The organism is Pseudomonas protegens (assembly GCF_003732485.1).
In the GTDB taxonomy this organism is placed as follows: Bacteria; Pseudomonadota; Gammaproteobacteria; order Pseudomonadales; family Pseudomonadaceae; genus Aquipseudomonas; species Aquipseudomonas protegens_B.
On record NZ_MOAK01000066.1, the window covers coordinates 86,551 to 98,666 of the forward strand.

The 12,116-nt window shown below is 66.9% G+C and carries 10 protein-coding genes; 9 read left to right on the forward strand and 1 reads right to left on the reverse strand.

The window, feature by feature from the left end:
• Window positions 1-98: 98 nt before the first annotated feature.
• Window positions 99-1,841, reverse strand: coding sequence for an amidohydrolase (locus tag BLX41_RS17520; RefSeq protein ID WP_123725901.1), 1,743 nt, complete (start codon window positions 1,839-1,841; stop codon window positions 99-101).
• Window positions 1,842-1,944: 103 nt separating this feature from the next.
• Here BLX41_RS17520 and BLX41_RS17525 point away from each other — a divergent pair, with 103 nt between their 5' ends.
• From BLX41_RS17525 to BLX41_RS17565, 9 genes are all read left to right on the forward strand, one after another.
• The gene (locus BLX41_RS17525) at window positions 1,945-2,862 is read left to right on the forward strand and encodes a LysR family transcriptional regulator (RefSeq protein ID WP_123725902.1); all 918 of its coding nucleotides are present in this window, start codon (window positions 1,945-1,947) and stop codon (window positions 2,860-2,862) included.
• Between the two features lie 38 nt (window positions 2,863-2,900).
• On the forward strand, window positions 2,901-3,518 hold the full coding sequence (lexA, locus tag BLX41_RS17530; protein ID WP_123725903.1) for a transcriptional repressor LexA: 618 nt from the start codon (window positions 2,901-2,903) through the stop codon (window positions 3,516-3,518).
• Window positions 3,518-4,135, forward strand: a complete 618-nt coding sequence (gene imuA, locus BLX41_RS17535; RefSeq protein ID WP_047287769.1) for a translesion DNA synthesis-associated protein ImuA — start codon at window positions 3,518-3,520, stop codon at window positions 4,133-4,135. The genes lexA and imuA overlap by 1 nt, the downstream gene beginning before the upstream one ends.
• A gap of 7 nt (window positions 4,136-4,142) precedes the next feature.
• Complete coding sequence (locus BLX41_RS17540) at window positions 4,143-5,558, forward strand: Y-family DNA polymerase (RefSeq protein ID WP_123725904.1); 1,416 nt, start codon at window positions 4,143-4,145, stop codon at window positions 5,556-5,558.
• Complete coding sequence (locus BLX41_RS17545) at window positions 5,555-8,659, forward strand: error-prone DNA polymerase (RefSeq protein ID WP_123725905.1); 3,105 nt, start codon at window positions 5,555-5,557, stop codon at window positions 8,657-8,659. The genes BLX41_RS17540 and BLX41_RS17545 overlap by 4 nt, the downstream gene beginning before the upstream one ends.
• Window positions 8,660-8,935: 276 nt before the next feature.
• Window positions 8,936-9,595 carry a CsgG/HfaB family protein gene (locus tag BLX41_RS17550; RefSeq protein WP_185073651.1) on the forward strand — a complete coding sequence of 220 codons (660 nt, stop codon included), beginning with the start codon at window positions 8,936-8,938 and terminating at the stop codon, window positions 9,593-9,595.
• Between the two features lie 28 nt (window positions 9,596-9,623).
• Window positions 9,624-9,995, forward strand: coding sequence for a DUF4810 domain-containing protein (locus BLX41_RS17555; protein ID WP_123725907.1), 372 nt, complete (start codon window positions 9,624-9,626; stop codon window positions 9,993-9,995).
• The gene (locus tag BLX41_RS17560; RefSeq protein WP_123725908.1) at window positions 9,992-10,651 is read left to right on the forward strand and encodes a DUF799 domain-containing protein; all 660 of its coding nucleotides are present in this window, start codon (window positions 9,992-9,994) and stop codon (window positions 10,649-10,651) included. Before BLX41_RS17555 ends, BLX41_RS17560 begins: the two co-directional genes overlap by 4 nt.
• A gap of 238 nt (window positions 10,652-10,889) precedes the next feature.
• The coding region (locus tag BLX41_RS17565; protein ID WP_259744982.1) for an ATP-binding protein at window positions 10,890-12,116 on the forward strand (1,227 nt) is incomplete at its 3' end.

A 12,116-nucleotide genomic window follows, 5' to 3' on the forward strand; every position in this document is an offset into this window, starting at 1 on the left:
TATCCCGTTGTTGTGATTGTTATGGGGGAGCGGGCAAGGCGGCGCCGTACCCCGGCGTCACCAGGGCGCGGGGCAGGCGGTGCAACGGTGGAGCGGGGTCAGAGTGGGCGGCTGTAGATCTCGCGGCCGGCGAACCAGGTCTGCAGCACCTGGGTTTCATGCAGGGCCTTTTCGTCCACGGTAAACACGTCGCGGTCGAGGACGATGAAGTCGGCCTGCTTGCCGGCCGTCAGCGAGCCGATCTGCTGTTCCAGGCCCAGGGTGCGCGCGGCATTGAGGGTGTAGGCATAGAACAGGGTTTCGCGGTCCAGGCGTTCGTCGGCGTTGAGCACCCCCAGGGGCCCCTGGCGGGTGATGGCCTGGGCCATGGCGTTCCACGGGTTGGGCGACGACACCGGCCAGTCGCTGGCGCCGGCGATGGTCGCGCCCTGCTTGAGCAGCGAGTGCGCCGGGTACTGGTAGCGGAACGCCAGGGCGCTGACGTAGGGCTTGATCATGTCCAGGGTGTAGTCGTCGGCCGAGGCCCAGAGCAGTTGCATCGAGGCAATCACGTTGAGCGGCTTGAAGCGGGCGAACTCCTTGGGGTTGACCATCTGCAGGTGGGTGATGGAGTGGCTGATGCCGCTCTGGCGATCCTGGCGTGCCCGCTCGATGCCGTTCAGCGACTCACGCACCGCACGGTCGCCGATGGCGTGGATGTGCACCAGCCAGCCGCGCTGGTCGATGGCGCTGACCAGTTCGCCAAAATGCGCCGGGTCGATCAGCAGTTCGCCGGGTTTGTGCGAGTTGCTGTAGGGCTCGAGCATCGCCGCGCTCTGCGCCGGGTATTCGATCACCCCGTCGGCGAAGATCTTGATGCCCGGCAGGGTCAGGTTGGGGATGCCCTGAAACTGCTGGCGCACCTTGTCCAGGGTGTCGAGGTCGGCCGGCCGGCTGCGGGGGTTGGCCACCAGCAGGGCGGCGACGTGGGCGCTCATCCCGCCGCTCTCGGCCAGGGCCTTGTAGGCCGGCAGCGCGCCGACGGTGTGCTCGGTGGGCTTGAGGGCGAACACCGCTTCGCCGGGGGCGGCGTTGGCGGCCGGGTCCATCCAGGCGGTAATCCCCAGGCTGTTGTTGTAGTGCAGGGCCGACTGCGCGGCGCGCAGCATCTGCTCGGGCCCCGGCACCGGCATTTTCGCGGCCACCCGGTCCCAGCCGGCGTCCACCAGGAAACCGTTGGGGCGGCCGTCGGGCAGTTGGCCGATGGTGCCGCGTTCGGCCTCGGGCAGGCTCTTGAGCAGGGCGGCGTCGATCCCGGCGCGCTTGAGCATGAAGTCATTGGCCCAGGCGGTATGGTGATCGCTGCCGGTGAACACCACTGCCATACCGGCCCATTCACCCTGGTTGAAACGCTGGCCGAGGGCCGCGGCCTGGGCCCAGTAGGCCGAGCTCATGCCGGCGATGCTGAGCACGTCGGCATGCCGGGCGCTGCCGTCGTCACGCCAGGCGCGCAGGCGTTTTTCCAGTTCGTCGAGGCTGACCACCTCGTCCTGCAGGTTGGCGCCGGTCATTTCCAGGCCGCCGAAGATCGCGTGGGAGTGGGTGTCGATCAGGCCCGGCATCAGGGTCTTGCCGCCCAGGTCGACGACCCGGGTGTGGCTGTCGATCAGTGCCTTGATCTGCGTATCGCTGCCGGCTTGCAGGACCTTGCCGTTCTCCACCGCCAGGGCCTGGACCTTGGGCTGGGCGCGGTCGGCGGTGAAGACCTGGCCGTTGAGCAGCACCAGGTCGGCTGCCGCCACGGCTTCCAACGAGGCAAAACTCATGGCGGCCAGTAACAGCGTGGGGGTCAATCTTTTCATTGAACATTTCCTTGTTATTGCGTCTGATCGCCAGATTAGGGGCTGTCCATAGCGGGCAGAACGGCTGCTTCACGAAAAACATTTTTGCCTGGATGGAAAAACCATGGACAAGTTGAATGCCTTGAAGATGTTCGTGGTCACCGCCCAGCTGGGCAGTTTCAGCCGGGCCGCCGAGCAGTTGGGCAAGACCCCGTCGGCCCTGACCAAGGCGGTCAATCACCTGGAGGCCGAATTGGGCTCGCGGTTGTTCGAGCGTAGTACCCGACGCATCGTGCTGACCGAAATCGGCCGGCTTTATCTGGAAACTGCACGCCAGGTGCTGCAGCGGCTGGAAGAGGTGGGCGAGGAGGTGGAGCAGCTGCAGCATGGCCTGCGCGGCAACCTCAAGGTCACCGCGCCGCTGGCCTACGGCCAGGCGTTTCTGGATCAGGTGTGTGACGGTTTTCTTGAGCAGTACCCGCAGATCAATCTGCAAGTGGACCTGTGCGACGAATTCGTCAACCTGCTGGAAAGCGGCTACGACCTGGCCCTGCGCGAAGGCCATGACGACCTGCCGGGGCTGATTGCCCGGGTGGTCGGAAGCAACCGCCTGGCCCTGTGCGCCAGCCCGGCCTACCTGGCGCGCAAGGGCCGGCCGGTGACCCCGCAGACCCTCGAAGAGCATGAATGGCTGCTGTATCGCCACCCCTTGCTCAGCCGGGAGTTCTGGTGGGTCGAGCGCGACGGCCAGCGCCTGAGCCTACCCCAGCCCCAGGCACCACGCCTGCGCAGTGACAATTACGACCTGCTGCTGGCCAATGCCCTGGCCGGGCGCGGCCTGCTGCACACCCCGTTGTGGAGCGCCGCGCCGTACCTGGCCGACGGGCGCCTGGTGCGGGTGATGGCCGACTACGCGATCGACCCGGACAGCTTCGGGCCGCACATCCTCGCGGTCTACCCCAGCCACCGGCGGGCGACCGCCAAGGTGCAGGCGTTCATCGACTATGTCGGCGGCTTCCTGGCCAGCCGTGGCCTGGACTGATTGGCGGTTCTTGTCAGATAAATCCGAGAGGAGTACAAATGTACTCCATGACGACTTTATCTCCCCGCCGCACTGCCATCCTGACCTTTATCCGCGAACGCATCGCCGATCACGGCCAGCCCCCGAGCCTTGCTGAAATCAGCCAGGCGTTCGGTTTCGCCTCGCGCAGCGTGGCGCGCAAGCATGTGTTGGCGCTGACCGAGGCCGGGTTCATCGAGGTCAACCCGCATCAGGCCCGGGGCATTCGCCTGCTCAACCAGCCGCGGCGCCCCGAGCTGCTGGAAATCCCGGTGCTGGGGCGGGTGGCCGCCGGTGCGCCGATTGGCGTCGATGCCGAAATACACGGCCAGTTGCTGCTGGACCCGGGCCTGTTCAGCCGCACCCCGGATTACCTGCTGCGGGTCCAGGGCGATTCGATGATCGACGACGGTATCTTCGACGGTGATCTGGTGGCAGTGCGCCGCAGCAGTGAGGCGCGCAACGGCCAGACCGTGATCGCCCGGCTGGACGGCGAGGTGACCATCAAGCGTTTCGAGCGCAAGGGGCAGGGCATTCGCCTGTTGCCGCGCAATCCGGCCTATCAGCCGATCAAGGTCACGGCCGACCACGAACTGTTTATCGAAGGCGTGTTCTGCGGTCTGGTGAGGCAAGGCTGATGGGCGCCGTGGTCGCACTGGATTCCCTGTTCAATGCCGGGCGGGTGTGGAAAGGCCGCCCGGCCGCCGCGCCTGCCAGCCCGCAGCCCACCGGCCATGCCGCCCTGGATGCGGTGCTGCCCACGGGCGGCTGGCCGGAAGCGGCACTGACCGAAATCCTCATTGCCGCCCAGGGTCTGGGCGAGCTGCAACTGCTGTGGCCGAGCCTGGCGCGGCTGAGCGCGGCGGGGGAGCGCATCGTGCTGGTGGCGCCGCCGTTCGTGCCCTATCCCCAGGCCTGGCAGAACGCCGGGGTGGATGTGCGCCAGTTGTCGATCATCCAGGCCGGGGAGCGTGATGCCCTGTGGGCCGCCGAGCAGTGCCTGCGTTCCGGCAGTTGCGGCGCGGTGCTGTGCTGGCCGCAGCAAGCCGACGATCGCGCCCTGCGGCGCCTGCAGGTGGCGGCGGAAAGCGGCCAGACCCTGGCCTTTGCCTATCGGCCCCTGGACGCCGCGCACAACCCCTCGCCGGCGGCCCTGCGGATTGCCGTGCAAGGCCGTCCCGGGCAGTTGCGGGTGCTCAAGTGCCGGGGCGGGCTGGCCCATCCGGCGCCTATCGCCTGGCCCGCCGGGCACTGAGGTTGGCATGCGTTGGGTGTGCATCCTGTTCCCGCAATTGGCGCTGGACGCAGTCTTGCGTCAGCGCGCCGAGCCCGAAGCGCCCCTGGCGCTGCTCAGCGGTACCCCGCAGCGGCGGGTGATCCAGGCGGTGAACGCCGCCGCCCGCGAACTGGGCCTGCGCCCCGGGCAATCGCTGACCGCCGCCCAGGCCCTGACCAAGGCCTTTGCCAGCGCCGAATACGACCCCCGGCAGATCGAGCACTGGCAGCAGTTTCTTGCCGCCTGGGCCTACGGTTTCAGCTCCCAGGTCAGCGTCGCCTACCCGCGCACCCTGGTGCTGGAGATCGAGTCCAGCCTGGGCCTGTTCGGCCCCTGGCCGCAGCTGGAAGCGCGCCTGCGCCGGGAGTTGCAGGCCCTGGGTTTTCGTCATCGCATCGTGGCCGCGCCGAACCCGGCGGCGGCCCGGGTCCTGGCCAATGCCTATGACGGCTTGGCGGTGGCCGATCGGCAGGCCCTGGCCCAGGCCCTGGGAGCGATGCCCATCGAGCGTCTGGGCCTGGCCCCGGAGCAGGCCACGGCCCTGTCGCGCGTGGGGGTGCGCAGCTTCGAGCAGCTGCGGGAGCTGCCCCGGCCCAGCCTGGCCCGGCGTTTTGACGGCAGCTTGCTCAAGCACCTGGATACCCTGCTCGGCGAGCGCCCGCTGGGGCTGGCCTTCTATCAGCCGCCGGACCGCTTCGACCTGCGCATCGAGCTGAATTTCGATGTGCAGTCCCATCAAGCGCTGCTGTTTCCCCTGCGCCGGCTCACCGCCGATCTGGCGGCCTTTCTCTGTGGTCGCGACAGTGGCGTGCAGCGCTTTGCCCTGCACCTGGAGCACGCCGAAGGCGCCGACACCCTGATTCCGGTGGGGCTGCTCAGCGCCGAGCGCGACCCGGCGATGCTGTTCGAGCTGGCCCGCGGGCGCCTGGAGCAGATCCAGGTGCCGGCGCCGGTGCGCAACCTGCGGCTGGTGGCCGAGGACTTGCCGCTGTTCGTGCCCCAGCACAGCGAGCTGTTCGACGAGCGCCCGCAGCAGAACCTGCCCTGGGAGCAGTTGCGCGAACGCCTGCGGGCGCGCCTGGGGGATGACGCGGTGCAGGGCCTGGGGCATCGCGCCGATCACCGCCCGGAACGCAGTTGGCAGCCCCAGACTGATCCGCGACCCTGTCCGGCCAGCCCCGGATTGCGCCGCCCCGGTTGGCTGTTCAGCGAGCCCCAGGTGCTGGGCGAGGGCTCGGTGCGGATTCTCATGGGCCCGGAACGCATCGAGTCCGGCTGGTGGGACGGTGCCGATGTGCGCCGCGACTACTACCTGATCGAAACCGCCACCGGCCAGCAAGGCTGGGCCTATCGTCAGGTCGGCGAGCCCGGACCGCTGCTGTTGCAGGGCTGGTTCGCATGAGCGCCTACGCCGAGCTGCACTGCCTGTCCAACTTCAGCTTCCAGCGCGGCGCCTCCAGTGCCGCCGAATTGTTCCAGCGTGCCAAGGCCCTGGGCTACCAGGCCCTGGCGATCACCGACGAGTGCACCCTGGCGGGAATCGTCCGGGCCTGGCAGGCCTCACGCGATACGGGCCTCAAGCTGATCGTCGGCAGTGAAATGCAGGTCGAGGACGGCCCGCGCCTGGTGCTGCTGGTGGAAGACCTGGCGGGTTACCAGGGCCTGTGCCGGTTGATCACCCGGGCCCGGCGCCGGGCCGAGAAGGGCAGCTATCGCCTGTTGCGGGAAGACTTCGCCGAACCGCTGCCGGGGCTGCTGGCCCTGTGGCTGACGGGCGCCGGTGAGCCGCTGGCCCAGGGCCGCTGGTTGCAGCAGGTGTTCCCCCGGCGCCTGTGGCTGGCGCTGGAGCTGCATTGCGGCCAGGACGATGCCCGGCACCTGCAACAGCAACTGGCCCTGGCCCGGCAACTGGGGCTGCCAACCGTGGCCTGTGGCGATGTGCACATGCACGTGCGCGGGCGCCGGGCGCTGCAGGACACCATGACCGCGATCCGCCATCACCTGCCGGTGGCCGAGGCCGGGCAACGCCTGTTCGCCAACGGCGAGCGCCACCTGCGGCCCGTCGAAGTGCTGCAAGGCCTGTACCCCCAGGCCCTGCTCGACGAGTCGCTGGCCATCGCCGGGCGCTGCGCTTTCGATCTCGGCCAACTGCGCTACCAATACCCCCGGGAGCTGGTGCCCGAGGGCCACGACGCTGGCTCCTGGCTGCGGGTGCTGACCCAGCGCGGCATCGTGCGCCGCTGGCCCGCTGGTGCCCGGGCCGAGGTACTGAAGCAGATCGACAAGGAGCTGGAGCTGATCTGTGACCTGGGCTACGAGAGCTATTTCCTCACGGTGCACGACATCGTCGACTTCGCCCGGCGCCAGCACATCCTCTGCCAGGGTCGGGGCTCGGCGGCCAACTCGGTGGTGTGTTTCGCCCTCGGCATCACCGAGATCGACCCGGACCGCTCGACCCTGCTGTTCGAGCGCTTCCTGTCGCGCGAACGCAACGAGCCGCCGGACATCGATGTCGATTTCGAGCACGAGCGCCGCGAAGAGGTGCTGCAGTACGTGTTCCAGCGCTATGGCCGGCATCGCGCGGCGCTGACCGCCGTGGTCAGCACCTACCACGGCGCCGGGGCGGTGCGCGATGTGGCCAAGGCCCTGGGCCTGCCGCCGGATCAGGTCAATGCCCTGGCCGAGTGCTGCGGCCATTGGAGCGATACGCCGCCCAGTGTCGAGCGCCTGCAGGAGGCCGGGTTCGACCCCGAGAGCCCGGTGCTGCGCCGGGTCCTGAGCCTGACCGGGCAGTTGATCGGCTTTCCCCGGCACCTGTCCCAGCACCCCGGTGGCTTCGTGATTTCCCAGCAGCCCCTGGACAGCCTGGTGCCGGTGGAGAACGCGACGATGGCCGAGCGCACGGTGATCCAGTGGGACAAGGACGACCTGGACATGGTCGGCCTGCTCAAGGTGGACATTCTGGCCCTGGGCATGCTCAGCGCCATCCGCCGTTGCTTCGACCTGATCCACGGCTACCGTGGCCAGCGCTACAGCCTCACCAGCATTCCGCCTGAAGACCCCGCCACCTACGCGATGATCGGTCGCGCCGACACCATTGGCGTGTTCCAGATCGAGTCCCGGGCGCAGATGTCGATGCTGCCCCGGCTCAAGCCGCAGAACTTCTACGACCTGGTGATCGAGGTGGCCATCGTCCGGCCCGGGCCGATCCAGGGCGGCATGGTCCATCCCTACCTGCGTCGGCGTAACCGTGAAGAGCCGGAGACTTATCCGTCGCCGAAGTTGGAAGCGGTGCTCAAGCGCACTCTGGGAGTGCCGCTGTTTCAGGAGCAGGTGATGCAGATCGCCATTGTCGCCGCCGACTACACCCCGGGGGAGGCCGATCAGTTGCGCCGCTCCATGGCCGCCTGGAAGCGCCACGGCGGCCTGGAGCCGCACCGCGAACGGCTGCGCAAAGGCATGCGCAAGAACGGCTACAGCGACGAGTTCGCGGCGCAGATCTTCGAGCAGATCAAGGGCTTTGGCAGCTACGGTTTTCCCGAATCCCATGCTGCCAGTTTTGCCTTGCTGACCTACGCCAGCTGCTGGCTCAAGTGCCACGAACCGGCGGCCTTCGCCTGCGCCCTGATCAACAGCTGGCCCATGGGGTTCTACAGCCCCGACCAGATCCTCCAGGACGCCCGGCGCCATGGTTTGCAGATCCTGCCGGCGGATGTGGGGGCCAGTGATTGGGACTGCAGCCTGGAGCCGATCCCCAGCCACCCCGGACGCGCTGAAAATTTCATGTCCGGGCAGCCGGCTCTGCGCCTGGGGCTGCGCATGATCAAGGGCTTTCGCCAGGAGGATGGCCAACGCATCGAGAGCGCCCGCCAGCAACGGGCCTTTGCCGATGTCGCCGACCTGGGCCAGCGGGCCCGGCTTGATCTGCGTGCCCAGGAGCTGCTGGCGGATGCCGGGGCCTTGCGCGGCCTGGCGGGGGATCGCTACCGGGCGCGCTGGGAAGTGGCCGGGGTGGAGAAGCAGCTGGGGCTGTTCGCCGAGCTGCCACGCCAGGAGGAAGCCCCGGTGAACCTGCCCCGGCCCAGTGTCGGTGAAGACCTGCAGGCCGATTACCACAGCCTTGGCACCACTTTGGGGCCGCATCCTTTGGCGCTGTTGCGCCCACAGCTCAAGGCCCAGCGTTGCCGCAGCTCGCGGGAACTGCTGGAGGTGGAGCACGGGCGCTCGGTGAGCGTGGCCGGGCTGGTCACCGGGCGCCAGCGCCCGGGCACTGCCAGCGGGGTGACCTTCGTCACCCTTGAAGACGAGTTCGGCAACGTCAATGTGGTGGTCTGGCGCGACCTGGCCGAACGCCAGCGTCGGGTACTGGTGGGGGCGCAGTTGCTCAAGGTCGACGGCACCCTGGAAGCCGAAGGTGAAGTGCGCCACCTGATTGCCGGGCGCCTGAGTGACCTGAGTTCGTTGCTGGATGGCATCAGCGTGCGCAGTCGGGATTTTCATTGAGGGATCAGGCACTTGCCCGAAGTGCTTGGGCGGGCCGGGGAATCAAGCAGTCAATGAACTGGCGCCAAGGTTTTTTATTCCTTTTCGGCCTGATGGCGCTTTGGCATAATCGCCGCCGATGATGCCCCCTGCATCAAGTTTCAGAACGCCCTGCAGACGATTTCGAGCCCGCACAGACTGGGGTTCGCAGAAGTACGGCAGGGCGAAAGTGCATCTAACAGTGCCTCTAAATGGATACTCAAAAAGGAACATAGAGTGAGAGTGATCTCGAAGTTGATGTTGTCCGGCGCGGCGCTGGCGGTGCTGGCGGGCATGAGTGGTTGTGCCACCGAAAGCTCCCGGGCCTTGCCGGTGGAAAAAGTCCAGAGCGCCAGCCAGGTGTGGACCGGCGCCCGGGTGCCGATGGCGGTGGGCAAGTTCGATAACCGTTCCAGCTACATGCGCGGGATCTTCTCCGATGGCGTCGACCGCCTCGGCGGCCAGGCCAAGACCATCCTCATCACCCACCTGCAGCAGACCAACCGTTTCAACGTGCTGGACCGCGACAACATGGGCGAGATCCAGCAGGAAGCGGCGATCAAGGGCCAGGCGCAGAAACTCAAGGGCGCGGACTTCGTGGTCACCGGCGACGTCACCGAGTTCGGCCGCAAGGAAACCGGCGACCACCAGCTGTTCGGCATTCTCGGCCGTGGCAAGACCCAGGTGGCCTACGCCAAGGTGGCGTTGAACATCGTCAATATCAGCACTTCCGAAGTGGTGTATTCGACCCAGGGCGCCGGCGAGTACGCCCTGTCCAACCGTGAAGTGATCGGCTTCGGCGGCACCGCTTCCTACGACTCGACCCTCAACGGCAAGGTGCTGGACCTGGCCATGCGCGAGGCGGTCAACCGCATGGTCGAGGCCATCGACGCCGGGGCCTGGAAACCCGGCCGCTGATCAACACTGCTGACAGGGAGACGTAAGCATGTTCAAGACAATGACGGTGCGGCCACTGCTGGCCGGCGCCTTGCTGGGCAGCGTGTTGCTGGCCGGTTGCAGTGGGCCCAAGACGCTGTACCAGTGGGAAACCTATCAGGCCCAGACCTACGAGTACTTCAAGGGCGAGGAAGCCCGCGAGGCCCAGGTCGAGGCGCTGGAGCGCGACCTGCAGAAGATCAAGTCCACCGGCAAGGCCGTGCCGCCGGGCTACCACGCCCACCTGGGCATGCTCTATGCGGACCTGGGCAAGGATGACCAGATGGTGCAGCAGTTCAACACCGAGAAGGCGCTGTTCCCCGAGTCGGCGCGCTACATGGACTTTCTGCTCAAGAGCGCCAAGAAGGGAGATGCCCAATGAGCCTCAATACCCTGCGCAACCTCCTGGGCCTGTTGACCGTCAGCCTGCTGGTGGGCTGCGCCGCGCCCAAGACCGTGGACTACTCGGCCTACAAGCAGGCCCGGCCGAAGTCGATCCTGGTACTGCCGCCGCTCAATGAGTCGCCGGACGTCAAGGCCACCTACAGCATGCTGTCCCAGGTGACCTTTCCCCTGGCCGAAGCCGGTTACTACGTGATGCCGATTGCGCTGGTGGACGAAACCTTCCGCCACAACGGCCTGACCAACCCGGCAGACATCCACGGCCTGGCGCCGGCCAAGCTCAACGAGATCTTCGGCGCCGATGCCGGCATGTACATCACGGTCAAGGAATACGGCACCAGCTACATGCTGATCAGCAGCGCCACCGTGGTCACCGCCAGCGCCACCCTGGTGGACCTGAAGACCGGCACCACGTTGTGGACCGGCAGCGCCCGCGCCTCCAGTGAGGAAGGCAACAACGGCAACAACGGTGGCCTGGTGGGCATGCTGATCACCGCCGCGGTGAAGCAGATCATCAACACTTCCACCGACGCCGGGCACCCGATCGCCGGCATCACCAGCCAGCGCCTGCTGTCGGCCGGGCAACGCACCGGTCTGCTGTACGGTCCGCGCTCGCCGAAATACGGCACCGACTGAGGTCCTTGCGGGCGGGCAATCCGCCCTTTTCCAGGGAGGCGCTGGCCGGCGTCCTCCTGGACTGGCCGGGATCGCCTATCCTGTGTGTTCAGTGCTGTTGAACCGGGCGTGTCCAGGTTTTCCGGTCCGGGGCTGAAAACCATGAAACCATCCGCCCGGGCCGTGCTCAAAGGCTCTGGAGGCTGTGCGCAACCTCTTGAAAACCCATGCTGTATCACGTTTTTCGTAGAGTCCGTTCATGCCGTTCTTATCAGATCATCACGGGTGCCAGGGGTGGAAAGGCGAGATGGCCGAGCGCATCCGCGCCTTCGACTGGTCCGTCACCAGCCTGGGCTCATTGCAGCACTGGAGCCATAGCCTGTGCAGCACGGTGCAACTGATGCTCGGCTCGCCGGTGCCGATGGTGATGCTCTGGGGGCCGTTGGGCTACATGATCTACAACGATGCCTACGCGGTGTTCGCGGGCGGTCGCCACCCTTATCTGCTGGGCTGCGCGGTGGAGCTGGGCTGGCCGGAAGTGGCCGAGTTCAATCGTGGCGTGATGAACACCTGCCTCAGTGGCGGCACCTTGTCCTACCGCAACAAGGAACTGGTGCTGCTGCGCAACGGCGAACCGGAAAACGTCTGGCTGGACCTCTACTACAGCCCGGTGGCCGGTGATGACCAGGCGCCGGCCGGGGTCATTGCCATCGTCGTGGAAACCACCGCCCACGTGATTTCCGAGCAGCGCCGACAGGCCGCCGAGGATGACCTGCGGCAGATGACCCGCAACCTCGAGCAACGGGTGCTGGAGGAGGTCAATGCCCGCCTGAGCGCCGAGGAGCAGTTGCGTCAATCACAGAAGCTCGAAGCCATTGGCGGCCTCACCGGTGGCGTGGCCCATGACTTCAATAACCTGCTGCAAGTGATCGCCGGCAACCTGCACCTGCTGGCCCGCCATGAGCCGGACAATACCAATGTGCAGCGCCGCACCGGAGCCGCATTGGCGGCGGTGGAACGCGGCGCCAAGCTGTCGACCCAACTGCTGGCCTTTGCCCGGCGCCAGCCGTTGTCGCCGGCAATCTACAACCCGCGCCATCTGTACGAGGGGCTGGGGGAGCTGTTGCAGCGAGCCCTGGGTGAAACCATTGCTATCGAGGTGCAACTGCCCGACCAGCCCTGGTGCATCCATGTGGATCGCAATCAGTTGGAAAACGCCGTGCTCAACCTGGCGATCAATGCCCGGGACGCCATGGGCGGCGAGGGCACCATCCGCATCAGCGCCGAGAATCTGCTGCTGGACCGCAGGTTCTGTGCCGGCAAGGACATCAAACCCGGCGAGTACCTGCGGATGACCGTGGCCGACAGCGGCAGCGGCATGTCCCCAGAAGTGCTCAAGCAGGCCTTCGAGCCGTTTTTCACCACCAAGTCCGATGGGCACGGCACCGGCCTGGGCCTGAGCATGGTGTTCGGTTTCGTCAAGCAG